This is a genomic window from Telluria sp. ZB4P36, from assembly GCF_059685865.1.
Genome location: NZ_JCASIE010000017.1, coordinates 1 through 23,563 on the forward strand (window position 1 = coordinate 1; position 23,563 = coordinate 23,563).

A 23,563-nucleotide genomic window follows, 5' to 3' on the forward strand; every position below is an offset into this window, starting at 1 on the left:
CCGTATAGTCCAGGTCAAGTTGGAGAGCCATAATAAAAAACGGATTCATGTTTTGAACATGAATCCGTTTTAGCTCAAGCCACCAAGAGGTCAATGCCTTAAGTGACAGGCATTAGGCCGGATTCCCGGATCAGCTTCTCCTGCGCGATCTTGCCGCGGAAGTAGCCGCTGCCGGCCAGGCGGTCGGTGCCAACCACCGACAGCGCCACGTGGTGCCGCACGCCCGCCCTGGCCGCGGCGGCCAGCAAATTGCGTCCCGAGGTCGTGAAGAATTCCAACACGGCCTCGTCCGCGAACGAGGGCGAGTTCGCCACGTCCACGACGACGTCGGTGCCGGCCAGCGCTTCGTCCAGCCCTTCGCCGGTGATGGTGTTGACGCCCGAGTTGGGCGATGCCGCGACCGCTTCATGGCCGCGCTCGCGCAGGATGCCGACCAGTTTGCTGCCGATCAGGCCGGTGCCGCCGATGACGACGATTTTCATGAACATTCCCCTTGTTTGCCAAATACGTAAGCAAATGGTAGTGCTGCGTCGGCTGGACCGGCAATGACAAAAATCCGCTTTTTTCTGCCACGCGCGGCCGTGCCGATACCCCAGAGGTATCGAGTGCATACCAAATCAGTGTTGGACTGCCTTCCCGGGCTTATCTACTCTGCATTGCAGGAAGCGCCCACGACGGCGCCTCGTCCAAAAAACATCATGGAGACAGCATGCAAGGTCAGGGCCATCACAGCCGTGGCGCGGGCGCAGCCATTCCCGCGCTGTCCGGTGCGCAGCAGGACAGGGCAAGCGCCATGCTGCCCGCCATCGTGGCCGGTTTCCTGGCCGTCCTGGTGTCCTTCTCGGGCCCGCTGGCCATTTTCTTCCAGGCTGCCCAGGCCGCACGCATCTCGAATGAGATGTTCGCGTCCTGGGTCTGGGGCATCTCGGTCGGCGCAGCCGTCGCCGGCATCTTCCTGAGCTGGCGCCTCAAGGTTCCCGTCATCACTGCCTGGTCGGCGCCGGGCACCGCACTCCTGATCACGCTGTTCCCCGAACTGTCGCTGAACGAGGCGGTCGGCGCCTACCTGGCGGCCGCCGTGATCCTGCTCGTGATCGGCTTGTCGGGTTGGGTCGAGCGCGTCGCCGCCTGGGTGCCGCCCGGCGTCGCCAGCGGCATGATGGCGGGCATCCTGATCCCCTTCGGCTTCAAGGCCTTCACCGGCCTGCAGACCATGCCGGTGCTGGTGCTGGGAATGCTCGCCGCCTACCTGTTCTTCAAGCGCGTGTCGCCCCGCTACTGTGTCGCGCTGCTGCTGGCCACCGGCGCCGCGATCGCCTGGGCCGGCGGCGCCACCCATTTCGGCGGGCTCGCACTCGAATTCGCGATCCCGCAATTCATCCGGCCGGCCTGGTCCTGGTCCAGCACCTTCAGCCTGGCCCTGCCGCTGGTCCTGGTCACCCTGACCGGCCAGTACCTGCCGGGCATGACGGTGCTGAAGACCTCGGGCTACGACAGCCCGGTGCGCCCGATCATCGCCACCAGCAGCCTGGTGTCGCTGCTGGTGGCGTTTGCCGGCGGGATCACGATCGCCATCGCCGCCATCACCGCCGCCATGTGCACCGGGCGCGAGGCCCACGAGGATCCGCGCCGCCGCTATATCGCCGGCATCGCCAACGGCGCCTTCTACCTGGTGGCGGGCCTGTTCGGCGGCTCGATCGTGATGCTGTTCGCGGCCTTTCCGAAGGAACTGGTGATGACCCTGGCCGGGCTGGCCCTGCTCGGGCCGATCCTGGCCAACCTGGGCGGCATCGTGGCCGCCCATGATCACCGCGAAGCCTCGGCGATCGCCTTCGTGGCCACCGCATCGGGCACCAGTTTCCTCGGGCTCGGTTCCGCCTTCTGGGGCATCGTCATCGGGATGCTGGCCTGCAGGGTGCTGCACGGCCCTTGGAAATCAACATAAGACAATTCAAACGACAGGAGACGACAACATGCGACACATCGACGTACACAAGCTGGCCGACGGGGCCCGCTTCAACCGCTTCCACATGGGCATCCTCGCCTGGTGCGCGATCATCATCATCTGCGACGGCTACGACCTGGCCGTGGCCGGGATCGCGCTGCCCTCGATCATGCAGGAGATGGGCGTCACCGCCCAGAACGCGGGCTTCATGGTCAGCTCGGCCCTGTTCGGCATGATGTTCGGCGCCATCTTCCTGGGCACCATCGCGGACAAGATCGGGCGCCGCCTGGCGATCGTCATCTGCCTTGCGCTGTTCAGCGTCTTCACGGCGGCCGCCGGTTTCGCCAGCGATCCCTATACCTTCAGCGTGATGCGCTTCCTGGCCGGCCTGGGCATCGGCGGCGTGATGCCGAACGTGGTCGCCCAGATGACGGAGTACTCGCCCAAGCGCATCCGTTCCACCATGGTCACGCTGATGTTCAGCGGCTATGCGGTCGGCGGCATGCTGGCCGCCCTGCTGGGCAAGGGCATGATCGAAGCCTACGGCTGGCAATCGGTGTTCCTGGCCGCCGGCGTACCGGTGATCCTGATCCCCTTCATCCTGAAGGGCATGCCGGAATCGATGCCCTTCCTGATCCGCCAGGGCCGCCATGCCGAGCTGCAAAGCATCCTGGTGCGCATGGACCCGGCTTACCGCGTGCAGAAGGAAGACAGCTATACGCTGCCGGCGGCCGACCGTGCCGAAGGCACGCCGATCGGCAAGCTGTTCCAGGACGGACGCGGCTTCTCCACCATCATGTTCTGGGTCGCCTTCTTCATGTGCCTGTTCATGGTGTACGCGCTCAGCTCCTGGCTCGCCAAGCTGATGGCCGGCGCCGGCTACAGCCTGGGCTCGGCCCTGAGCTTCGTTCTGGTGCTGAACTTCGGCGCCGTGATCGGCGCGGTCGGCGGCGGCTGGCTGGCGGACCGCTTCCACATCAAGTACGTGCTGGTGGGGATGTACCTGCTGGCGGCCGTATCGATCACGCTGCTGGGCGTCAAGGTCTCGACGCCGGTGCTGTTCCTGCTGGTCGGCCTGGCCGGCGCCTCGACCATCGGCACCCAGATCGTCACCTATGCCTATGCGGGCCAGTTCTACCCGATGGCGGTGCGCTCCACCGGCATCGGCTGGGCCTCGGGCGTCGGCCGCAGCGGCGCGATCCTGGCGCCGATCGTGATCGGTACCCTGGTCGGCATGTCGCTGCCGCTGCAGCAGAACTTCCTCGCCATCGCCATTCCCGCCGCGATCGCCGCCGTCGCCGTGGCCTGCATCCGCCACGGCCGCTCGGCCTCGGCGCTGCCGGCACTGCGCAGCGCCCCGCTCGCGGAAGCCACCAAGGCCTGAGCCATCTACAGGAGACACGCATGAAAGCAGTACCAGCATTAGCCTTTGCCCTCGCCATGTTGTGCGGCGCCGCCATGGCCCAGACCCAGGTGACGGTGTACGGCATCGTCGATGCCGCCGTGGCCCGCACCACCAATGCCGACGCGGCCGGCAACGCCGTCACCAAGGTCTCGTCGCTGTCCGGCAGCCTGCCCTCGCGCATCGGCTTCCGCGGCAGCGAAGACCTGGGCGGCGGCCTGTCCGCCGTGTTCGCGCTGGAAGGCGGCTTCAATCCCGACACCGGCGTGTCGGGGCAGGGCGGGCGCCTGTTCGGGCGCCAGGCCTGGATCGGCCTGAAGGGGAACTGGGGCACGCTGCAGCTCGGGCGCATCCTCAACATGACTTTCCTCGCCACCGCGAAGAGCGACGTGCTGGGGCCGAACCTGTTCTCGATCAACAGCATCGACCTCTATCTGCCGAACGCGCGCAGCGATAACGCGGTCGGCTACCTGGGCAGTTTCAAGGGCGTCACCGTGGGCGCCACCTACAGCCTGGGACGCGATGCTTCCGCAGCCGGCGGGCCCTCGGCCACCAACTGCGGCGGCGAAGTGGCGGCCGACAGCAAGGCCTGCCGCCAGCTGACGGCGCTGCTCGGCTACGACAATGCGGCGTACGGTATCAACCTCAGTTACGACAAGCTGTACGGGAATGCCGGCGCGGCCGGCGGTCTGACCAGCAGCGAGCGCTTCGACCGGCGCGTTACCGTCAACGGCTATGCCATGCTCGGTGCGACCAAGCTCGGTGCGGGCATTATCGACCGCAAGACCAATGCCGTTACCGGCATCACCGAGTCCGATCTGGTCTACGTCGGCATCAGCCATCCGCTGGCCCCCGGCCTGACCCTGGATGCGCAGGTGGCGCGCAAGGACGTGAAGCGTTCAGCGGACGATACGAAGATGGCTGTGGCGCGCCTGACCTACGCGTTCTCGAAACGTACCGCGGTGTACGGAGCGGTGGGCCGGATGGACAACGCGGGCCTGGCCGCAGTCGCGCTCGATGCGGGCGGCACGGTGGCGCCGGGACGGGTGCAGAACGGGCTCATGGCGGGCTTGCGCCACGCCTTCTAGAGCGTCTCCTTGGTGTGCGGCAGCCCGTAGTCGTCGTAGATGGCGTAGATCACCGCCAGCATCTGCTCCAGCTCGGGCGTGCGGTCCATGTGGCGCACGCTGAAGAAGATCGGCGAGAACGCGTGCTTGTCCTCGATCTGGCGGTACACCACGTTCCGGTGATGCATGCCCTGCACGCTCGCCGGCACGATCGACAGGCCCTGCTCGGCCGCCACCAGACCCATCGCGATCTGCAGTTCGCGCACTTCCACCACGTGGTCGGGCCGCAGGTTGGCTTCGTTGAACAGCCCGAGCACCTGGTCGGCGAAGCTGGGGCGCGGCGTGCTCGGATAGACCAGCAGCGGCTCCTGCACCAGGTCGACCAGGCGCAGCGGCGCCTCGTTCGCAGCCAGGCGGTGGCCGGGGAACAGCGCCACCACCATGCGCTCCTCGCGCAGCAGGATGCGGCGGATGCTCGGGTCCTCGCTCTTCAGGCGCCCGAAGCCGACGTCGATCCGCCCCTCTTTTAACGCCTTCATCTGCTCGACGGTGGTCATTTCGTGCAGGACCACTTCGACTTCGGGATAGGCCGCGCGGTAGCGCCGGATGATGTCCGGCAGCAGGCCGTACAGGGTCGAGGCGACGAAGCCGGCATTGATGGTGCGTTCGAGCTTGCCCACGCGCTGGGTCATGCTCTTGAGGTCGCGCACCTGGTCGAGGAGGGGCTTGGCATGCGCCAGGAAGAACTGGCCGGCCTCGGTCAGGCGCAGCGGACGCGTGCCTTTCTCGATCAGGGCCACACCCAGGTATTCCTCGAGTTGCTGGATCTGGCGGCTCAGCGGCGGCTGCGCGATATGCAGGCGTTCGGCCGCCCGCGTGAAGTTGCGCTCTTCCGCCACGGCGACGAAATAGCGCAGGTGACGCAGTTCCAACATCATACCTCCCAGGTATCGAATCGATACTAATACAGTCTTGGACGACGCTCTTGAGCAGGATTATCGTGTTTCTACCGACAGAATTATACGCATTGAATATGGAAACCAACATCGCCAACATCGAAACTTTCCTGGTCGACGTCCCGACGATCCGTCCCCACAAGCTGTCGGTCGCCACCATGAACACCCAGACCCTGGTGCTGGTGCGGGTGCGCTGCGAGGACGGCATCCATGGCTGGGGCGAGGCCACCACTATCGGTGGACTGGCCTACGGCGAAGAGAGCCCGGAGAGCATCAAGACCAATATCGACACCCATATCGCCCCGCTGCTGGTCGGCATGGAAGCCTCCGCAGTGGCCAAGGCAATGGCGAAAGTGCGCAAGGCAGTCCAGGGCAATCGTTTCGCCAAATGCGCGATCGAAACTGCGCTGCTCGACGCCCAGGCACGCCGCCTCGGGGTGCCGCTGTCCGAGCTGCTCGGCGGCCGGGTGCGCGACGCGCTGCCGGTGGCCTGGACCCTGGCCAGCGGCGACACCAGCCGCGACATCCAGGAAGCCGAGCAGATGCTCGAGCTGCGCCGCCACCGCATCTTCAAGCTGAAGATCGGCCTGCGCAGCGTCGACCAGGACGTCGACCACGTGCTGGCCATCAAGCGCGCCCTGGGCGACCGCGCCAGCGTGCGGGTGGACGTCAACCAGGCCTGGAGCGAACTCGATGCGGTGCGCGGCATCGCGGCCCTCGAAGCCGGCGGCGTCGACCTGATCGAGCAGCCGGTCAAGGCCGGCAACGTCGCCGCGCTGGCCCGCCTGAAAACACGCTTCGACGTGGCCATCATGGCCGACGAGGCCCTGCACGGTCCGGACGATGCGATGGCGATCGCACGCGCCGACGGCGCCGACGTCTACGCCGTCAAGATCACCCAGTCCGGCGGATTGACCGCGGCGCTCGAGGTGGCGACCGTCGCACGCCTGGCCGGCATCGGCCTGTACGGCGGCACCATGCTGGAAGGCGGCATCGGCACTGCGGCCACCGCCCACGTCTGCGCCACCTTCGCCGACCTTGCCTGGGGTACCGAACTGTTCGGCCCCCTGCTGCTGACCCAGGAAATCCTGGCCGAACCCCTGGTCTACCGCGACTTCATGCTGCAGGTGCCGACCGGCCCGGGACTCGGGGTCGAGCCCGACCTGGACAAGCTGCACGCCATGCAGCGCCGCTGAAGAACACACGAGGAGACCAAGACATGCTGTTCCACGTCCGCATGAACGTTCAATTGCCGCCCACGATGCCGCCGGACGAAGCGGCGCGCCTCAAGGCCGACGAAAAGGCGCTGGCCCAGCGCCTGCAGGAAGAGGGCGCCTGGCGCCACCTGTGGCGCATCGCCGGCCAGTACGCCAACGTCAGCATCTTCGACGTCGAGAGCAACGAGGCCCTGCACGCGCTGCTCATGTCGCTGCCGCTGTTCCCCTACATGCAGATCGAGGTGACGCCCTTGTGCCGGCACCCGTCTTCCATCCGGCTGGATGACCGCTGAACCCACCACCCACTACAAAGGAGACTGAAATGAATCACGCAGACATCGAAACCCTGGCAAGGAACTGGGTCGTGGACGCCGCCTCGAAACCGGCCGACGCCCGAGTGCAGCAAGTCGTCGTGCGCCTGCTGGGCGACCTGTGCAAGGCCATCGAAGACCTCGACATCAGCCCGAGCGAATTCTGGAGCGGCGTGTCCTACATGTCCGCCGCCGGCGCCGCCAACGAGCTGGGCCTGCTGGCCGCCGGCCTGGGCCTGGAGCGCTTCCTCGACATCCGCGCCGACGAGGCCGAGGCCAAGGCCGGCCTGGAAGGCGGCACCCCGCGCACCATCGAAGGCCCGCTGTACGTGGCCGGCGCCCCGGAAAGCACCGGCTTCGCGCGCCTCGACGACGGCAGCGAGAGCGAGCAGGCCGAAGTCCTGTTCATGCAGGGCAGCGTGTTCGACGGGGACGGCCAGCCGCTGGCCGGCGCCAAGGTCGAGGTCTGGCACGCCAACCTGATGGGCAACTACTCCTTCTTCGACCGTACCCAGTCGGACTTCAACCTGCGCCGCAGCATCGTCACCGACGCGAACGGCCGCTATGCCTTCCGCAGCATCCTGCCCAAGGGCTATGGCTGCCCGCCGAACGGCACCACCCAGCAGCTGCTCGACAAGCTGGGCCGCCACGGCCAGCGCCCGGCGCACATCCATTTCTTCGTGTCCGCGCCCGGCCACCGCAAGCTCACCACCCAGATCAACATCGACGGCGACGAGTACCTGTGGGACGACTTCGCCTTCGCCAGCCGCGAAGGCCTGGTGCCGCCCGTGACCCGCGTCGACGACCCGGTCCAGCTGGACGCGAAACGCGTCAACGCGCCTTTCGCCTCGATCGATTTCGATTTCCGCCTGTACCGCGACACCGCCGCCGCGCCTAGCCCGCTGGTGGAACGTCCGCGCGCCGCCGCCTGAGGAGAACACGATGATCCCGATCCGTCCCGTCAGCGCCTTCGCACCGAAGCGCATCGACGACTACCTGATCGAAGACGAAGCCAGCGGCGACTACCGCCTGCACCGCAACGCCTTCACCGACGAAGCCCTGTTCGAGCTCGAGATGAAGCATATCTTCGAGGGCAACTGGGTCTACCTGGCCCATGAAAGCCAGGTCCCGAACGTCAACGACTACTACACGACCCACATCGGGCGCCAGCCGGTGTTCATCGCGCGTAACCGCCAGGGCGAGCTGAACGCCTTCATCAATGCCTGCAGCCACCGCGGCGCCCAGCTGTGCCGCCACAAGCGCGGCAACAAGGCGACCTATACCTGCCCCTTCCATGGCTGGACCTTCAATAACAGCGGCAAGCTGCTGAAAGTGAAGGACCCGGAAGACGCCGGCTATCCGGAGTGCTTCAACAAGGAAGGCTCGCACGACCTCAAGAAAGTGGCGCGCTTCGGCAACTACAAGGGCTTCCTGTTCGGCAGCCTGAATCCTGATGTGTCTTCGCTCGAGGAATTCCTCGGTGACGCCGGCAAGATCATCGACATGATCGTCGACCAGTCGCCGGACGGCCTGGAAGTGCTGCGCGGTTCCTCGACCTATACCTACGAGGGCAACTGGAAACTGCAGGCCGAGAACGGCGCCGACGGCTACCACGTGAGCGCCGTGCACTGGAACTACGCGGCCACCACCAACCGCCGCAAGGAAGAGCAGGCGGCGCGCGAAGACAAGATCCGCGCCATGGATGCCGGCAAGTGGGGACGCCAGGGCGGCGGCTTCTATGCCTTCGACCACGGCCACATGCTGTTGTGGACCAAGTGGGCGAATCCCGAAGACCGCCCCAACTATCCGCGCCACGCCGAATACGCGGCGCAGTACGGCAAGGCCACCGCCGACTGGATGGTCGAGCGCTCGCGCAACCTCTGCCTGTACCCGAACGTCTACCTGATGGATCAGTTCGGGTCGCAGATCCGCCTGCTGCGCCCCCTTGCCGTGAACAAGACCGAAGTCACGATCTACTGCATCGCGCCCAAGGGCGAACCGGACGAAGCGCGTGCGCGCCGCATTCGCCAGTACGAAGACTTCTTCAACGTCAGCGGCATGGCGACACCGGACGACCTGGAAGAGTTCCGCGCCTGCCAGGAAGGCTATGCCGGCGGCGCCATGCAGTGGAACGACATGTGCCGCGGCGCCACCCACTGGGTCAAGGGTCCGGACGAGGCGGCCCGGGAGATCGGCCTGCAGCCCGTGATGAGCGGCGTGCGCACCGAGGACGAGGGCCTGTACACGGTGCAGCACCGCTACTGGCTGGACGTGATGAAGCGGGCACTGGCCGCGGAAGGAGGTTCCAAGTGAGCGAACCGAGCATGCAGGCGCTGTGCGCCTTCCTGTACCGCGAGGCGCGCCTGCTCGACGACGAGCAGTGGGACGACTGGCTGGAATGCTATGACCCGGACGCGCAGTTCTGGATGCCGGCCTGGGACGACGACGGCAAGCTGGTGTCCGACCCGCAGCGCGAGATCTCGCTGATCTACTACCCGAGCCGCCAGGGCCTGGAAGACCGCGTGTTCCGCATCAAGACCGAGCGCTCCAGCGCCACCATGCCGGACACCCGCACCAGCCACAACATCGCGAACGTGGAAGTCGAGAAGACCGAAGGGAGCCGGGTAACGCTGCGCTTCAACTGGCACACCCTGAGCCACCGCTACAAGACGACCTACAGCCATTTCGGCATGTCGCGCTACGTGATCGACACCGCCGGACCGGACTTCAGGATCCTGGACAAGTACGTGGTCCTGAAGAACGACTACATCAGCCAGGTCATCGACATTTACCACATTTAAGCATCAGTAACGCATCGCAGGAGACGACGATGAGCCATACGATCGCACTGCAGTTCGAGGACGGCGTGACCCGTTTCATCAGCTGTAACGTCAACGAAAAACTGGCGGATGCCGCCTATCGCCAGAAAGTGAACATTCCCCTCGACTGCCGCGACGGCGCCTGCGGCACCTGCCGCGGGCTGTGCGAATCGGGGCAGTACGAGATGCCGCCGGAGAGCTATATCGAGGACGCGCTCGAGCCCCAGGACGCGGCGGCCGGCTACGTGCTGGCCTGCCAGATGCGTCCGACCTCGGACTGCGTGGTGCGGATTCCGGCAACCTCCAGCGCCTGCAAGACCGGCGTGCACAGCTTCGGCGGCAAGATCGCCGAAGTGACGGCGCTGTCGCCGTCGAGCTTCCGCTTCTCGGTGGCGCTGGACGCCCCGGACGCGCTGGACTTCCTGCCCGGGCAGTACGTGAACGTCACCGTGCCGGGCACGGACCAGACCCGCTCCTACTCCTTCAGTTCCGCACCGGGCGCGGCGCTGGCCAGCTTCGTGGTGCGTAACGTGCCCGGTGGCCTGATGAGCGGCTACCTGGCCCAGGCCAGGCCGGGCGACGCGGTCAGCTTCGCCGGCCCTTTCGGCAGCTTCTACCTGCGTCCGCTCCAGCGTCCGCTCCTGCTGCTGGCGGGCGGCACCGGCATCGCACCCTTCCAGTCCATGCTCGACGTGCTCGACCGGCAGGGCTTCAGCCAGCCGGTGAAGCTGGTCTATGCGGTCACCAACGACCACGACCTGGTCGAACTGGAACACCTCGAGCGCATCGCTGCCGCGCACCCGCAGTTCGAGTATGTCACCTGTGTCTCCAGCGACGCCAGCTGCCACCTGCGCAAGGGCTATGCCACCGCCCACGTCGAGCCGGCCTGGGTCAATGGGGGTGACGTCGACATCTACCTGTGCGGTCCGGTGCCGATGGTGGAGGCGGTGCGCGGATGGCTGGACAGCGCGGGCGTCAAGCCGGCCAATTTCTACTTCGAGAAATTCTCGGCCAGCAGCGGAGGCGCCGCATGATGCATCCGGAGCGTTTCAAGGACCAGGTCATGGTCGTGACGGGCGCGGCGCAAGGCATCGGCCGCGGCGTCGCACTGGGCGCGGCGCGCGAAGGCGCCCAGCTGGTGCTGGCCGACCGCTCGGCCCTGGTGCACGAAGTGGCACAGGAGGCCATGGCGCTGGGCGCCCAGGTGGTAGTGGTCGAGGCCGACCTCGAAACCTGGGCCGGGGCAAGCGGCATGGCGGCCCGGGCTCTCGAGGATTACGGCCGCATCGACATCCTGGTCAACAACGTCGGCGGCACCATCTGGGCCAAGCCCTACCAGGACTACGACGAGGCGCAGATCGAGGCCGAGATCCGGCGCTCGCTGTTCCCGACCCTGTGGGGGTGCAGGGCGGTGCTGCCGGCCATGCTGGCACAGGGCGCGGGCGCGATCGTCAACGTCTCTTCGGTGGCCACGCGCGGCATCTACCGCATTCCGTATTCGGCGGCCAAGGGCGGCGTCAACGCCCTGACCGCGAGCCTGGCCTTCGAGCATGCCGAACATGGCATCCGCGTGAATGCGGTGGCGACCGGCGGCACCGAGGCGCCGCCGCGCAAGATCCCGCGCAATCCGCAGCCGCTGAGCGAGCAGGAGCAGGCCTGGTATGCCGGCATCGTCGAACAGACCCGGTCCAGCAGCCACATGCACCGCTACGGGACCATCGACGAACAGGTCGGCGCGATCCTGTTCCTGGCCTCGCGCGAGGCTTCCTACATCACGGGAACCGTGCTGCCGGTCGGCGGCGGTGACCAGGGCTGAGGACCATCATGGCATTCGCACACCTCCACGACATTCAGCTGTACTACCAGACCGACGGCAACCGCAGCAAACCCTGCCTGGTGCTGTCCAATTCCCTCGGCACCGACCTGGGCATGTGGGACCGCCAGGCGCCGGCCCTGGCAGCGCATTTCTTTGTGGTGCGCTATGACACCCGCGGACACGGCCGCTCCGGCCGCGCGGGCCCGGTCACGATCGCCCGGCTCGGCCAGGATGTAGTGGGCTTGCTGGACCACCTCGACATCCCGCGCGCGCATTTTTGCGGCATTTCGATGGGCGGCATCACCGGGCAGTGGCTGGGCATCCATGCCGCCAGCCGGATCGGCAGTCTGGTGCTGGCCAACACGGCGGCGCGCATCGGTGCGCCGGAGGCCTGGTTGGCGCGCGCCGCCCAGGTTCGCGCCGAAGGCATGAAGGGCGTGGCCGACGGCGCCGCCGGGCGCTGGTTCACCCCAGGTTTCATCGCACGCGAGCCGGCCGCGGTGGATCGCCTGGTGCAGGGGCTGCGCGCCACCGCGCCGGACGCTTATGCCGCCTGCTGCGAAGCGCTGGCCGGGGCCGACCTGCGCGCGGAGGTTTCCGCGATCGCGAACCCGACGCTCGTGATCGCCGGACGTGACGATCCTGTCACGACCGTGGACGATGCGCGCTGGCTGGCGGCGCAGGCGCAGGACGCGCGGGTCGAGGAACTGGCGGCTTCGCATCTTTCCAACATTGAATGCCCCGAGGAGTTCAGCGCCTTCCTGCGCCGCTTCCTTGCCAACTGATAGAGGACACCATGATCGACAAGACATGCGCATCGCTGGAGCAGGCGGTGGCCGGCATCCCCGATGGCGCCACCATCATGATCGGCGGCTTCGGCAATGCCGGCATGCCGGCCGCGCTGATCGACGCGCTGCTGGCCCAGGGCGCGCGCGAACTCACCATCGTCAACAACAATGCCGGCAACGGCGAGACCGGGCTGGCGGCGCTGATCCGCGAGCGGCGCGTGCGCAAGATGATCTGCTCGTTCCCGCGCCAGCACGATTCCCACCATTTCGACGCGCTCTACCGCGCCGGCGACGTCGAGCTCGAGCTGACGCCCCAGGGCAACCTGGCCGAGCGCATCCGCGCCGCCGGCGCCGGCATCGGTGGTTTCTTCACGCCCACCGGCTACGGCACCTTGCTGGCCGAGGGCAAGGAAACCCGCGTCATCGACGGCCGCCATTACGTGTTCGAGACGCCGATCCGCGCCGACTTCGCCCTGATCAAGGCGCTGCGCGGCGACCGCTGGGGCAACCTCGTGTACCGGAAAACGGCGCGCAACTTCGGGCCGATCATGGCGATGGCCGCCAAGACCACCATCGCCCAGGTGGCGGAGGTGGTGGAACTGGGGGAGCTCGATCCGGAAACCGTGGTTACCCCAGGCATTTTTGTCCAACGTGTCGTGAAGGAGGCAACATGAGCCGCTATAGCCGTGACCAAATGGCCGAGCGCGTCGCGCGCGACATCCCCGAGGGCGCCTACGTCAACCTCGGGATCGGCCTGCCGACCAAGGTGGCCAACTACCTGCCGCCCGAGCGCGAGGTCTTCCTGCACAGCGAGAACGGCCTGCTCGGCATGGGCCCGGCCCCGGCGCCGGGAGAAGAGGACGAAGACCTGATCAATGCGGGCAAGCAGGCGGTGACCCTGCTTGCCGGCGGCGCCTACTTCCACCATGCCGACTCCTTCGCCATGATGCGCGGCGGCCACCTCGACATCTGCGTGCTGGGCGCGTTCCAGGTGGCTGCGAACGGTGACCTGGCCAACTGGCATACCGGCGCTCCCGATGCGATTCCGGCCGTGGGCGGCGCCATGGATCTCGCGATCGGCGCCAAGCAGGTGTTCGTCATGATGGAACACCAGACCAAGAACGGCGACAGCAAGATCGTCGGCGCCTGCACCTATCCGCTGACCGGCATTGGCTGCGTCAGCCGCATCTACACCGACCTGGCGGTGCTCGATGTCACGCCCGAAGGGCTGCGCGTGCGCGAGATGGCGCCCGGCCTGACCTTCAACGATCTGCAGGCGGTCACGCAAGCCCGGCTGCTGCCTGTACTGGGAGAACCGGCATGAACGACGCCTACATCTGCGATGCGATCCGCACCCCCATCGGCCGCTACGGCGGCGCCCTGAAGGACGTGCGTGCCGACGACCTCGGCGCCGTGCCGATCCGCGAGCTGATGCGCCGTAACCCGGACGTGGACTGGCGCGCCGTCGACGACGTGATCTACGGCTGCGCCAACCAGGCCGGCGAAGACAATCGCAACGTGGCGCGCATGTCGGCCCTGCTGGCCGGCTTGCCCTCGGAGGTGCCCGGTTCCACCGTCAACCGCCTGTGCGGTTCGGGGCTGGACGCGGTGGGCAGCGCCGCGCGCGCCATCCGCAGCGGCGAGGCGCGCCTGATGATTGCCGGCGGCGTCGAATCGATGACGCGCGCGCCTTTTGTGATGGGCAAGGCCGACAGCGCCTTCTCGCGCAATGCGGCGATCTACGACACCACTATCGGCTGGCGCTTCCCGAATCCCCGTATGCAGGAGCTGCACGGTCTCGACGCGATGCCGGAGACGGCGGAAAACGTCGCCGTCGACTACCGCATCTCGCGCGCCGACCAGGACCTGTTTGCCCTCCGGAGCCAGCAGAAGACGGCGCAGGCGCAGCGCGACGGGCTGTTTGACGACGAGATCGTCCCGGTGCTGGTGCCGCAGAAAAAAGGCGAGCCGCTCAGCTTCGCGCGCGACGAGCACCCGCGCGAAACCAGCCTCGAGGCCCTGGCGAAACTGAAGGGCGTGGTCCGTGCGGACGGCAGCGTCACGGCCGGCAACGCCTCCGGCGTCAACGACGGCGCCTGCGCGCTGCTGCTGGCGAGCGCCGAGGCTGCGCAGGCCTATGGCCTGGTGCCGCGCGCCCGCATCGTCGGCATGGCGACCGGCGGCGTCGCACCGCGCGTCATGGGCATCGGGCCGGCGCCGGCGACACAAAAACTGCTGCGCCGGCTCGGCATGACGCTCGACCAGGTCGACCTGATCGAACTGAACGAGGCCTTCGCCTCCCAGGGCCTGGCCGTGCTGCGCGAGCTGGGCATCGCCGACGACGATCCGCGCGTGAATCCCTATGGCGGCGCCATCGCGCTCGGTCATCCGCTCGGCATGTCGGGCGCGCGCCTGGTGACGACGGCGACGTACCAGCTGCAGCGCACGCAAGGCCGTTTCGCGCTGTGCACCATGTGCGTCGGCGTCGGCCAGGGCATCGCCCTGATGATCGAGCGGGTGTGAAGAAGATCAGCGGCCGCGCGCGAGCAGCGCCTCTACCTCGTCGCGCTCCAGCGGCTTGCTGAACAAGTAGCCCTGGTACTCGTCGCAGGCCATCCCGCGCAGCACCGCCAGCTGCGCCTCGGTCTCGACGCCCTCGGCCACCACCTTCAGCTTGAGGCCGCGCGCCAGGTTGACGATCGAGAGCGCGATCGCGGCGCTGTCCTCGTCGCGCCCGAGGTCGCGCACGAAGGCGCGGTCCACCTTCAGGCGCGACACCGGGAAGCGCTTCAGGTAGGCCAGGCTGGAATAGCCGGTGCCGAAATCGTCGATCGACAGGTTCACGCCGAGCCGGCGGATCTCGTGCATGAGCTGGTCCACTTCCTGCTCGCGGCTCATCAGGGCGGTTTCGGTGATTTCCAGTTCAAGGCAGCCTTCACCGACCCGGTATTGCGCCAGGCAGCGCCGGATCGTGTCGAGCAGGGACTTCTGGTGGAACTGGCGCGGCGACAGGTTGACTGCCACGTTCACCGGCATCCCGAGGCGCGCCGACCACGCGTCCATCTGGCGGCAGGCCTCTTCCAGCACCCAGGCCCCGATCGGGATGATCAGGCCGGTGCGCTCGGCGATCGGCACGAATTCGGCCGGCGGCACCACGCCCAGTTCCGGACTGGTCCAGCGCAGCAGGGCCTCGAGGCCGACCACTGCCTGTTCCCGCACCGTGACCTTGGGCTGGTACACCAGGCGCAGTTCGCCGCGCTCGAGGGCACGGCGCAGGTGCGCCTCGACGGTCAGGCGCTGGCCGAGTTCCGTATGCCGGCTGCCCGAGAAGAAGTGCACCGCTTCATCCACTTCGAAGCCGGCGCCGCTGGCCGCGCCCTGGGCGCTGCGGTACAGCTCGTCCGCATTGCGTCCGTCCGGCGGATACACGGCCACGCCCAGCACCGGATCGAGGAAGAAGTCGCGTCCGTCCACCTGCAAGGGCGCCGACATCAGCGCATGCAGTTCCATGGCGAAGCGCTCGACGTCGTGGCGCCCGCAGCCGGCGTCGAGCACGAAGGCGAATTCGCTGCCGCGGATGCGCGCCGCCACCGCCCCGTCACCAGCCGCGCTCCAGGCGCCGCATGCGCTGCGGAGCATGTCGGCCACCCCGCGCAGCGCGCGGTCGCCGGCGTCGTGGCCGAGCAGGTCGACGACCTCGTGCAGGCGTTCGAGCACCAGCGCGACGGCGGCCAGCTCGCGACCGCCAGTGGCGGCGGAGGCGATGCGGGCTTCCAGCAGGCGCCAGAACTGGGCCTGGTTGGGCAAGCCGGTGACGGCGTCGAATTCGGCCAGCCAGGCCAGGCGCGCCTCGGCCCGTTCGCGCTCGGTGATGTCGGTCAGCACGTTGACCAGGTGGGCGGTGCCGTCGTCGCCGGTGAGGCGGGTGGTCAGCTGGATCACGGTGCGGCTCCCGCCGCTGCCGTCGTGCATGGTGCCGGTCGAATCGAGGGTCTTGCCGTGCGCGAGCACCTCGTCGTAGCGGCGTTCGCGCTCGGGGTCGGCGCCGTCGAGCACCGCGCGCTCGTCCAAGCCCGGCAGGGTCGCGCGCGGGCGGCCGACCAGGCGCGCGAAGGCTTCGTTGGCCAGCACGATGCGGCGCGCGCCGTCCAGCACCCAGATCGGCGCGCCCACCGCATTGACGATCGAGGCCAGGTAGTCGAAGCTCTTGGCCAGGCGGGCCTCGCTGGCCGAGACCATGTCGATCAGGCCGAACTGGCGGCGCGAATCGCGCGCCACGCGCCAGGCCAGCAGCGACAGCACGGCTGCCAGCAGCAGGTAGAAGACAAGGGCGGTCCACAGCCGGCCGTACCAGGCGTCCAGCGCCACATGGCGCGCCATGCCGGTAATGATCACCAGGTCGGCACCCTCGACCGTGTCGTAACCGTAGAGGCCCGGCACGCCGTTGATCGGGCTGTATGTCTGGAAGCTGCCGCGGCTGGCACGCGGAAGATGTTCGCGGAACAGCGGCGTAGCGGCGAAGGAGCGCCCGATCCCGGGCGGAAAGCCGGGGCCGCGCACCAGCATGGTGCCGTCGCGGTGCAGCAGGGTGACCGAGCCGCCCTTGCCGAGTTCGACCAGGTTGTAGAGGCGTTCGAAACGCATCGAGTCGACCTGCGCCACCGCGGTGCCGGCGTGGCGGCCGTTGCGGTCGCGCACCGGCTGCACGAAATTCAGGATGCCGCGTCCGGTGGCGCGGTCGATGTCGGTGATCGTGATGCGGCGCGCGGGCGCGCCGGCGGGCGCCTTGGGAAAGCTGGGCAGCTTGCGTGCGCTGTTGCCTGGCGTGACACTGCCGACCGGCCGTCCGGCGGTGTCGAACAGCACGATACGCAGCAAATAGGGATGGGCCAGGCCCTCATCGCCGTCGGCCAGGCCGGACTGCGAACTGGCGGAGGGCGTCAGCACCATGCGCGCGGCCTGCCGCGCCGCGCTGTCGATCGCCTGGGCCACGCCGGCGGTCTGGGCCGCGAAGGCGATCGCCACGTTGCGCAGGGTGACCTGCTGTTCGCGCAGCGCATCCTGGTAGCTGGCGTACAGCATCGAGCCGGTAATCAGCCCGAGGGCGGCGATCAGCCCGGCCGTGACGATCACGAGCCGCGACAGCGGGTAGGGCCGGATCGTGCGCACGGCTGGCGGGGATACTTGCATGAAGCGGGGGTTTTCAGAACGGTAACGTGACGATTTTACCTGTTCCGTATTCCGGTACGCGCTGCACGGTGTACCCATGTGAAAACGGCCGGGAAGTCCCGGCCGTATCGGTGCAGGCTGGAGGGGTTCAGGCGGCCGGCTGTACCACGCGGTCCTTGCGGTTGCGGCTGGCCATGTACCAGATGATCGCGACCGGGATCAGCAGCGGCAGCAGCAGCGGCGAGAGTGCCAGCGCGACGGCGATCGCGGCGCAGCCCAGCGCACCGACCACGATCACGCCAATGCCGGCGAACACCACCGCCAGCACCAAACCCACCACCAGCATCACCACGCCGGCGATCACCAGGCCGCCGCCCGCGAAGACCACGGCCAGCAGGGCGTCCAGCGGCCCGTCGATGTGCTCGCCGTCGACGTTGAAACTCATGAAGTCGGCGGCATCGAAGGCGATGTCCAGCAGCAGCACGGCAAACAGGAACAGGATGGCGATCTTGGCAAAGTTTTTCATGGCGGTCCTCTTGGGTTGGGTATTGGTTCGGTGCGCATTTCGCTGCGGCATGGTTGAACTGTAAGCGCAGCCCGCACGCGGGGCCACGGCTTTGCGACAGGCTGCAATTTCGGCGCGTCGGGACGCATGCAGACGCGATGAATGGACGGAACTGGCGAGCAAAACTCATGACTAGAAGCAGCAACCACGCGGCAACAAACGTGGTCGATTTGGCCTTGCAATGAACGGATCCTTTCCTATACTGACAGCCTGTTCCGCAACAGGGGGATCCTATGCACGCAGTCATCCACAAGATGGAGGACCACCTGGCCGTTCTGCATCCCGCGTTGGCCAACGGCGGTCCCAAGGGCCCGCCATCGGCGCCGCCGACCATCCCGCCGATCATCATCAATCCGTTCAATCGAGAAGCACCGCCTCCCGCAGTCGATCCACGCCGTACGCCGGACCGCCCGCCGGTGCGGCCCCCGCGCGGCCCCGACTGGCGCTGCCCGCGTTATGCGTAAGGTTTAAGCCAATCGGGCTTCTTGATGGGGCCGGTTTCCTCTATGATCTGTACTTTGCAGCTGAGGAAACACGAGATGAACGACAACATTGAACACGGGCACGAAGGTTCCGACGAGAACGCCCTCGTGCAGGAAGCCCGCCTGTGGCAGGCCAACGGCTGGACCGCGCGCGTGATCAAGAACGAAGACGACGAAGGCTGGGCCGTCGCCATGTACAAGGATGGCGAGCCGGAGCCGGCGCTGGTCGGGCCCTGGACCATGGGCCGCGACAAGAAGAACCCGAAGCCGCTCGACGTCAACGCCTTCAACACCCTGGTCAAGACCGCGTCGGAAGTCATCCGCCGCCACGAGCAGCACCTGCACGCCATCCTGCACAAGAACACCGTGGTCTCCACCGGGAACGGCGAACTGAAGGTGACGCTCGACATCGTGCCGGACGACGACGACCCCTACGCGATCCTGGCCGCCCTTGACGAGATGGGCGAGCAGGTGGCCAAGGTGCGGGTGCCGGCCAGCTTCAAGCTGACCCCGGCCTCGGCCTATGCCTGGATCGAGAACGACTTCCGCGCCCCGCGCGGATAGGGCAAGGCGGGCTATTCCCGCCCGATGCGCTCCAGCAGCGCGTCGACCAGGGCGCGCCGGTTGAAAGGATCGTCGGGCAGGGCGATGTCAGGCTGCACCAGCAGCGGCGCGTCCTTGCCCGCCGGACGCTCGAGGATCATCCGCGGCAGCACCAGGTCCAGCCCGGTATTCGGCAGGGTGCGGACCTGGATGCCGCCGCTCTGGCGGGCGCGGGCATAGCCGCCGGTCCCGACCAGTTGCCCGAATTTGAAATCCTGCATGACGTTACTGAACAGCACCGCTGACGAGTACGTCATTCCACCCACCAGCACATAGACGCGGCCGCTGAAACGCAGCGGATTGCCCGGCTCGGGCTGCACCCAGTTCGCGAGCTCGCCCCGGACGATGTCGCCGACGCGCTCGCCGCCGCCGGCGCGGCCGGCGATGACCTTCTTCACATAGGTCGAGGTATGGCGATACGGCCGGGTGGCGATATAGGGCAACAGGCCCTGTTTCCACATGTCGTCGTCGCCGCCGCCGTTTTCGCGGACGTCGACCAGGAGGGTCGTGACGCCGGCTTCACGCATCCGGGCAAATGCCGCGGCCGTGAATGCATAAAACCTGTCCTTGTCCGGCCAGCCGAACTGCCTGATCGTCAGGAGGGCCGCGCGGCTCCCCAGCAGCTCGAACTGGAACACGCGCTCGAAATCGTCCTCGCGCTCACCGAGGAGGGCTTCGGGACGCACCCGGCTTCCCGCTGCTTCGCTCAGCCTGCCATTGTGCGAGAAGGCGTAGCGGGCCGGCGCCCCAAACATTTTCCAATAGTAGAACCACCAGCGGCGCGACAAGACCTCGGCCCGGAATTGCGGCGTATCGCCATGTACCAGCTGCAGGAGTTCGTGCACGAGACGGTCTGCCTGAATTCCGTTGACGCTGTCGATGCGTGTGCCGGCGAGCGCGCTGGCGCCGCCGCCGAGGCTTGCACGGATGAACAGCTTGCCATCGGCGGAGGCTTGCATTTCGAAGGGGAACAGGGCGCCGCCGGAGGCCAGGAAAGCGTCGCCCTGGGCGCGCCACGCCGGCTGCACCAGCGCGAAATGGGCATCGGCAAAGCGCGGATTGAACCGGGCGAGGACGCGCCAGGCTTCGTCCCGGTTCATCGGTGCCGCAAGCTGTTGCTGCGCCGTCGACAATGCGTCCTCGAGTTGCCCTGCCGGGATCGAAAAGCCCGGATCGGGATGGATCTCGCCGATCGACTGCCGGATGAATTGCAGGTCCTGCTGGAGCTGTTCCACCGTGAAGCGCGGCTCTGCCGCATGGGCGGCAAACCCCGCCAGCATGCCAAGGATCAGGAGCCCGATTGTTTGTCGCATGCACACCTCTTGTTAAGAAAAATCCATTGTATAGTTGAGCATAAGGCCATAGATTTACGTCGGCTGATTTCTTGATTAAGGCTGCACTTAATGCTGCGATGCGATGCTGACGAGCGATGACCTGCGTTTCTTTTGTGCCGTTGCCAGCCAGCCGACGCTGGCGGCGACCGCGCGCTTCCTGCATGTCACGCCGCCGTCGGTCACGCAGCGGCTGCAGGCGATCGAGGAAAAGCTGGGACTGCGCCTGCTCGACCGTTCCGGCCGGCGCACCACGCTCACCGGCGAAGGCCAGCTGCTGGCGGCGCGCGCCCGGCTCATCCTGGCGGACATGGACGCCCTCAGCGAAGCCCTGCTGGACCACAAGAACGACATGGTGGGCGTACTGCGCATCCTGGCCCCGCTGGGATTCGGGAATGCCTACGTCGCACCGCTGGCGGCGCGCTTCCAGGCCGCGCATCCCATGCTGTCGGTCGAGCTCGAGCTGTCCGACCGGCCCAACCTGGCCGCCGGCGACGGCTGGGACATCGTGGTGCACATCGGCGAGTTGCGCGATTCGCGCCTGAAGCGGCAAGTCCTGGCGAAGAACCGGCGCATGCTGTGCGCCGCGCCGTCCTACCTGGCGCGCCACGGCACGCCGCGCTCGGCGGCGGAACTGCGCCGGCACCGCTGCCTGGTCTTGCGCGAGAACGCCGAGGACGTGAGCCTGTGGCGCCTGCGCGTGCCGGGCCAGGCCGATTACGAGGCCGTCCGCATCAACCCTGCGCTGTCCAGCAACGACGGCCGCGTGCTCAAGGCCTGGGCGCTGGATGGCTACGGCATCATGCAGCGCTCGGAATGGGACATCGCGCATGAACTGCGGCAGGGGACCCTGGTGCAGGTCCTGCCCGACCATGGTGTTCCCGAGGCGGACATCGTCGCGCTGCTCGGCGCCCAGCACGGCAGGCGCGCGGCGCGCACCGAGCGTTTCCTGGACCTGCTGAAACAGGAACTCAGGCCGATGCCCTGGACCACCCCGGACGCATGAGTCCGAGTGTTGTCTTTTGGCCTTGCCGGACCGTCCTCGCGGCCTCAAGCCTGTCTGCCGGCACGATCTCCTGCTAATATTTCCCTTGGGAATCAATCACCAAGGAATAGCATGGAACGTCTCGCCCGGCTGGAAGCGGTCCAGTCGATGCTGCTCGAGATCGGGGAGCTCTCGACCTCGTGCAGCGACATCGTCGACTTCATCGGCGCGGTGCACCGCGCGCTCGGCCGCATCATGTATGCGGCCAACTTCTATGTGGCGCTGTGCGACCGCGAAGAGGGGACCATCTGGTTCCCGTATTTCGTCGACGAAGCCGACGACGAGGTGCCGGTGGCCGGCCAGAAGGTGGCGCTGGCGGCGCCGGAAGATTCGCCGACCTCCTGGGTGGTGGTGAACAAGCGCCGCCTGATGATCACCGCCGACGATTTCGAGGCGCGCGAGCGCGAAGGCATGCAATGGGGGCACGGGTCCGCCGCCGAGCACTGGATGGGCGCACCGCTGCTCGACCGCCATCAGCAGGCGCTGGGCGCGATGGTCATCCAGAGCTATACCAAGGGCGTCACCTACAGCGAGGAAGACCAGGCGCTGTTCTCGGAGATCGCCAACCACGTGTCGAATGCGCTGCAGGGCCTGCAAAGCATGGACCGGCTCGAGCGCGCGGTGCACGAGCGCACCGCGGCGCTGGCGGTAGAGGTGGCCGAGCGCCGCCGCGCCGAGCAGGTGCAGCACGCGCTGTACCAGATCGCCAACCTGTCGGCCCAGGCGCTGGATACCGCCACCCTCACCGCCAGCCTGCACCGCATCATCGGCGAGCTGATGGTGGCGAAGAACTTCCTGATCGGGCTCTATCATCCGGATACGCAGGAAATCAGCATTCCCTACTTCGTCGACGAAAAGGACAGCACGGCGCCGGTGACGCGCTTCCCGTTCGGGAAAGCCATGTGCTCCTACGTCCTGTCGAGCAAGCAGGCGCAGCTCCACGACGCCACCAGCTTCCGCCACCTGGTCGCCAACGGCCTGGTGCAAGAACCGCTGGGGAACCACGACATCGCCAGCTGGATGGGGGCGCCGATGCTGGTGCACGACCAGCCCTACGGCGTGCTGATCGTGCAGAGCTACGATCCGTCGACGGTCTACACCAAGGCCGACCTCGACCTGCTTGCCTTCATGGCCAGCCACGTCGCGGTGGCGCTGGCACGCATGCAGGCCGACCGCAAGATCCGCAAGACCAAGGAAACGCTGGAGCTGCAGAACGCGGCGCTGAACGAAGCGCTGCACAAGCTGCAGGAGGCGCAGTCGGAGCTGGTGCGCCAGGAGAAGCTGGCCTCGCTGGGCCGCCTGGTGGCCGGCGTGGCGCACGAAATCAATACCCCGCTGGGCATCTGCGTGACCGCGACCAGCCACCTGGTGCAGGAGCTCAAGCTCACGCGCGAGGAGCTGGCCGCCGGCGAGATGACCGAGGACAGCCTGAACAGCTTCCTCGACATCGTCGACCAGTCGCTGCGCATCATGACCACCAACACACAGCGTGCGGCGGCGCTGGTGCGCAGCTTCAAACAGGTGGCGGTCGACCAGTCCTCCGACGACATCCGCAACTTCAACCTGTGCAGCTACCTGAACGAAGTGCTGCTGTCGCTCCAGCCCAAGTTCAAGGGACGGCCGGTCAAGGTCGAGGTGGACTGCCCGAAGGACCTGGTGATGGACAGCTTCCCGGGTGCGGTGTCGCAGATCGTGACCAACATGCTCATGAACTCGCTGGTGCACGGCTTCGAGCGCGACCAGCCGGGAACCATCGCGATCCGCGTGGTGCAGGAGGGGGACGAGGTGGTGTTCGACTACGGCGACGACGGCGCGGGGATGGACCAGGACACGCTGGACAAGCTGTTCGACCCCTTCTTCACGACCAAGCGCGGCACCGGAGGCAGCGGACTGGGGGCGCACATCCTGTACAACCTGGTGACGGGGGCGCTGGGCGGGACGGTGAGGGTGGAAAGCGCGCCGGGGAAGGGGCTGCAGTATCACCTGCGCTTCCCGCGTTCGCAGAAGAAGTAAAAACGTGATCTGGTCCACTGGACCAGATCACGCC

At 67.1% G+C, this 23,563-nt stretch carries 22 protein-coding genes and 1 pseudogene; 18 read left to right on the forward strand and 5 right to left on the reverse strand.

The window, feature by feature from the left end; translation table 11 throughout:
- Nucleotides 1-113 precede the first annotated feature (113 nt).
- Nucleotides 114-482, reverse strand: a pseudogene (locus AC56LK_RS19290) (SDR family oxidoreductase); the annotation flags it as partial.
- Between the two features lie 311 nt (nt 483-793).
- On the opposite strand from AC56LK_RS19290, the gene AC56LK_RS19295 reads away from it, so the two are divergent.
- From AC56LK_RS19295 to AC56LK_RS19305, 3 genes are read left to right on the forward strand one after another with little or no spacing between them, the layout of a single operon-like run.
- Entirely contained in the window at nt 794-1,945 is a 1,152-nt protein-coding gene (locus AC56LK_RS19295; protein WP_497186190.1) for a benzoate/H(+) symporter BenE family transporter, read from the forward strand.
- Between the two features lie 28 nt (nt 1,946-1,973).
- Nucleotides 1,974-3,329, forward strand: coding sequence for an MFS transporter (locus AC56LK_RS19300; protein WP_497186102.1), 1,356 nt, complete (start codon nt 1,974-1,976; stop codon nt 3,327-3,329).
- A gap of 20 nt (nt 3,330-3,349) precedes the next feature.
- The gene (locus tag AC56LK_RS19305) at nt 3,350-4,435 is read left to right on the forward strand and encodes a porin (RefSeq protein ID WP_497186103.1); all 1,086 of its coding nucleotides are present in this window, start codon (nt 3,350-3,352) and stop codon (nt 4,433-4,435) included.
- On the opposite strand, the gene AC56LK_RS19310 is transcribed toward AC56LK_RS19305, so the two are convergent.
- Nucleotides 4,432-5,346 carry a LysR family transcriptional regulator gene (locus AC56LK_RS19310; protein WP_436108117.1) on the reverse strand — a complete coding sequence of 305 codons (915 nt, stop codon included), beginning with the start codon at nt 5,344-5,346 and terminating at the stop codon, nt 4,432-4,434. The two genes, AC56LK_RS19305 and AC56LK_RS19310, sit on opposite strands and share 4 nt — an antisense overlap.
- 101 nt (nt 5,347-5,447) lie before the next feature.
- Here AC56LK_RS19310 and AC56LK_RS19315 point away from each other — a divergent pair, with 101 nt between their 5' ends.
- The 11 genes from AC56LK_RS19315 to pcaF are packed head-to-tail and all read left to right on the forward strand — an operon-like array spanning nt 5,448 to nt 14,844.
- Nucleotides 5,448-6,566, forward strand: a complete 1,119-nt coding sequence (locus tag AC56LK_RS19315) for a muconate/chloromuconate family cycloisomerase (RefSeq protein ID WP_497186104.1) — start codon at nt 5,448-5,450, stop codon at nt 6,564-6,566.
- 23 nt (nt 6,567-6,589) lie between these two features.
- Nucleotides 6,590-6,880 carry a muconolactone Delta-isomerase gene (gene catC, locus AC56LK_RS19320; RefSeq protein ID WP_497186105.1) on the forward strand — a complete coding sequence of 97 codons (291 nt, stop codon included), beginning with the start codon at nt 6,590-6,592 and terminating at the stop codon, nt 6,878-6,880.
- 29 nt (nt 6,881-6,909) lie between these two features.
- On the forward strand, nt 6,910-7,830 hold the full coding sequence (gene catA, locus AC56LK_RS19325) for a catechol 1,2-dioxygenase (protein WP_497186106.1): 921 nt from the start codon (nt 6,910-6,912) through the stop codon (nt 7,828-7,830).
- A 10-nt stretch (nt 7,831-7,840) separates the two neighbouring features.
- Nucleotides 7,841-9,211 (forward strand): benzoate 1,2-dioxygenase large subunit, encoded by a 1,371-nt coding sequence (benA, locus tag AC56LK_RS19330; protein WP_497186107.1) that lies wholly within the window; start codon nt 7,841-7,843, stop codon nt 9,209-9,211.
- Nucleotides 9,212-9,222: 11 nt separating this feature from the next.
- Nucleotides 9,223-9,699, forward strand: coding sequence for a benzoate 1,2-dioxygenase small subunit (gene benB, locus AC56LK_RS19335; RefSeq protein ID WP_497186191.1), 477 nt, complete (start codon nt 9,223-9,225; stop codon nt 9,697-9,699).
- A 29-nt stretch (nt 9,700-9,728) separates the two neighbouring features.
- Nucleotides 9,729-10,751: a benzoate 1,2-dioxygenase electron transfer component BenC gene (gene benC / locus AC56LK_RS19340; protein ID WP_497186108.1), complete on the forward strand. Its 1,023-nt coding sequence runs from the start codon at nt 9,729-9,731 to the stop codon at nt 10,749-10,751.
- Entirely contained in the window at nt 10,748-11,533 is a 786-nt protein-coding gene (locus AC56LK_RS19345; RefSeq protein WP_497186109.1) for a 1,6-dihydroxycyclohexa-2,4-diene-1-carboxylate dehydrogenase, read from the forward strand. The genes benC and AC56LK_RS19345 overlap by 4 nt, the downstream gene beginning before the upstream one ends.
- Before the next feature lie 8 nt (nt 11,534-11,541).
- Nucleotides 11,542-12,318 (forward strand): 3-oxoadipate enol-lactonase, encoded by a 777-nt coding sequence (gene pcaD / locus AC56LK_RS19350; RefSeq protein WP_497186110.1) that lies wholly within the window; start codon nt 11,542-11,544, stop codon nt 12,316-12,318.
- 11 nt (nt 12,319-12,329) lie between these two features.
- Nucleotides 12,330-12,995: a 3-oxoacid CoA-transferase subunit A gene (locus AC56LK_RS19355; protein ID WP_497186111.1), complete on the forward strand. Its 666-nt coding sequence runs from the start codon at nt 12,330-12,332 to the stop codon at nt 12,993-12,995.
- Nucleotides 12,992-13,645, forward strand: a complete 654-nt coding sequence (locus AC56LK_RS19360) for a CoA transferase subunit B (protein ID WP_497186112.1) — start codon at nt 12,992-12,994, stop codon at nt 13,643-13,645. Before AC56LK_RS19355 ends, AC56LK_RS19360 begins: the two co-directional genes overlap by 4 nt.
- The gene (gene pcaF / locus AC56LK_RS19365) at nt 13,642-14,844 is read left to right on the forward strand and encodes a 3-oxoadipyl-CoA thiolase (RefSeq protein ID WP_497186113.1); all 1,203 of its coding nucleotides are present in this window, start codon (nt 13,642-13,644) and stop codon (nt 14,842-14,844) included. Before AC56LK_RS19360 ends, pcaF begins: the two co-directional genes overlap by 4 nt.
- A gap of 6 nt (nt 14,845-14,850) precedes the next feature.
- On the opposite strand, the gene AC56LK_RS19370 is transcribed toward pcaF, so the two are convergent.
- Both AC56LK_RS19370 and AC56LK_RS19375 read right to left on the reverse strand, forming a co-directional pair.
- A complete protein-coding gene (locus AC56LK_RS19370; RefSeq protein WP_497186114.1) occupies nt 14,851-17,511 on the reverse strand; it encodes a bifunctional diguanylate cyclase/phosphodiesterase in 2,661 nt (886 codons plus the stop codon).
- Nucleotides 17,512-17,638: 127 nt separating this feature from the next.
- On the reverse strand, nt 17,639-18,016 hold the full coding sequence (locus AC56LK_RS19375) for a hypothetical protein (protein WP_497186115.1): 378 nt from the start codon (nt 18,014-18,016) through the stop codon (nt 17,639-17,641).
- A gap of 272 nt (nt 18,017-18,288) precedes the next feature.
- On the opposite strand from AC56LK_RS19375, the gene AC56LK_RS19380 reads away from it, so the two are divergent.
- Entirely contained in the window at nt 18,289-18,519 is a 231-nt protein-coding gene (locus AC56LK_RS19380; RefSeq protein WP_497186116.1) for a hypothetical protein, read from the forward strand.
- 75 nt (nt 18,520-18,594) lie between these two features.
- On the forward strand, nt 18,595-19,101 hold the full coding sequence (locus tag AC56LK_RS19385; protein WP_497186117.1) for a hypothetical protein: 507 nt from the start codon (nt 18,595-18,597) through the stop codon (nt 19,099-19,101).
- An 11-nt stretch (nt 19,102-19,112) separates the two neighbouring features.
- Here AC56LK_RS19385 and AC56LK_RS19390 read toward each other — a convergent pair whose 3' ends face one another.
- Nucleotides 19,113-20,453, reverse strand: coding sequence for a S41 family peptidase (locus tag AC56LK_RS19390; protein ID WP_497186118.1), 1,341 nt, complete (start codon nt 20,451-20,453; stop codon nt 19,113-19,115).
- A 103-nt stretch (nt 20,454-20,556) separates the two neighbouring features.
- Here AC56LK_RS19390 and AC56LK_RS19395 point away from each other — a divergent pair, with 103 nt between their 5' ends.
- Both AC56LK_RS19395 and AC56LK_RS19400 read left to right on the forward strand, forming a co-directional pair.
- Nucleotides 20,557-21,477, forward strand: a complete 921-nt coding sequence (locus tag AC56LK_RS19395; protein ID WP_497186119.1) for a LysR substrate-binding domain-containing protein — start codon at nt 20,557-20,559, stop codon at nt 21,475-21,477.
- Between the two features lie 111 nt (nt 21,478-21,588).
- Nucleotides 21,589-23,529 (forward strand): GAF domain-containing sensor histidine kinase, encoded by a 1,941-nt coding sequence (locus tag AC56LK_RS19400; protein WP_497186120.1) that lies wholly within the window; start codon nt 21,589-21,591, stop codon nt 23,527-23,529.
- The last annotated feature ends 34 nt before the right edge of the window (nt 23,530-23,563 follow it).

What these genes read in the sequence shown, in the direction of transcription:
- AC56LK_RS19295 (WP_497186190.1), top strand. Translation starts at nt 794, where the DNA reads ATGCTGCCCGCCATCGTGGCCGGTTTCCTGGCCGTCCTGGTGTCCTTC.
- AC56LK_RS19300 (WP_497186102.1), top strand. Translation starts at nt 1,974, where the DNA reads ATGCGACACATCGACGTACACAAGCTGGCCGACGGGGCCCGCTTCAAC.
- AC56LK_RS19305 (WP_497186103.1), top strand. Translation starts at nt 3,350, where the DNA reads ATGAAAGCAGTACCAGCATTAGCCTTTGCCCTCGCCATGTTGTGCGGC.
- AC56LK_RS19315 (WP_497186104.1), top strand. Translation starts at nt 5,448, where the DNA reads ATGGAAACCAACATCGCCAACATCGAAACTTTCCTGGTCGACGTCCCG.
- catC (WP_497186105.1), top strand. Translation starts at nt 6,590, where the DNA reads ATGCTGTTCCACGTCCGCATGAACGTTCAATTGCCGCCCACGATGCCG.
- catA (WP_497186106.1), top strand. Translation starts at nt 6,910, where the DNA reads ATGAATCACGCAGACATCGAAACCCTGGCAAGGAACTGGGTCGTGGAC.
- benA (WP_497186107.1), top strand. Translation starts at nt 7,841, where the DNA reads ATGATCCCGATCCGTCCCGTCAGCGCCTTCGCACCGAAGCGCATCGAC.
- benB (WP_497186191.1), top strand. Translation starts at nt 9,223, where the DNA reads ATGCAGGCGCTGTGCGCCTTCCTGTACCGCGAGGCGCGCCTGCTCGAC.
- benC (WP_497186108.1), top strand. Translation starts at nt 9,729, where the DNA reads ATGAGCCATACGATCGCACTGCAGTTCGAGGACGGCGTGACCCGTTTC.
- AC56LK_RS19345 (WP_497186109.1), top strand. Translation starts at nt 10,748, where the DNA reads ATGATGCATCCGGAGCGTTTCAAGGACCAGGTCATGGTCGTGACGGGC.
- pcaD (WP_497186110.1), top strand. Translation starts at nt 11,542, where the DNA reads ATGGCATTCGCACACCTCCACGACATTCAGCTGTACTACCAGACCGAC.
- AC56LK_RS19355 (WP_497186111.1), top strand. Translation starts at nt 12,330, where the DNA reads ATGATCGACAAGACATGCGCATCGCTGGAGCAGGCGGTGGCCGGCATC.
- AC56LK_RS19360 (WP_497186112.1), top strand. Translation starts at nt 12,992, where the DNA reads ATGAGCCGCTATAGCCGTGACCAAATGGCCGAGCGCGTCGCGCGCGAC.
- pcaF (WP_497186113.1), top strand. Translation starts at nt 13,642, where the DNA reads ATGAACGACGCCTACATCTGCGATGCGATCCGCACCCCCATCGGCCGC.
- AC56LK_RS19370 (WP_497186114.1), bottom strand. Translation starts at nt 17,511, where the DNA reads ATGCAAGTATCCCCGCCAGCCGTGCGCACGATCCGGCCCTACCCGCTG.
- AC56LK_RS19375 (WP_497186115.1), bottom strand. Translation starts at nt 18,016, where the DNA reads ATGAAAAACTTTGCCAAGATCGCCATCCTGTTCCTGTTTGCCGTGCTG.
- AC56LK_RS19380 (WP_497186116.1), top strand. Translation starts at nt 18,289, where the DNA reads ATGCACGCAGTCATCCACAAGATGGAGGACCACCTGGCCGTTCTGCAT.
- AC56LK_RS19385 (WP_497186117.1), top strand. Translation starts at nt 18,595, where the DNA reads ATGAACGACAACATTGAACACGGGCACGAAGGTTCCGACGAGAACGCC.
- AC56LK_RS19390 (WP_497186118.1), bottom strand. Translation starts at nt 20,453, where the DNA reads ATGCGACAAACAATCGGGCTCCTGATCCTTGGCATGCTGGCGGGGTTT.
- AC56LK_RS19395 (WP_497186119.1), top strand. Translation starts at nt 20,557, where the DNA reads ATGCTGACGAGCGATGACCTGCGTTTCTTTTGTGCCGTTGCCAGCCAG.
- AC56LK_RS19400 (WP_497186120.1), top strand. Translation starts at nt 21,589, where the DNA reads ATGGAACGTCTCGCCCGGCTGGAAGCGGTCCAGTCGATGCTGCTCGAG.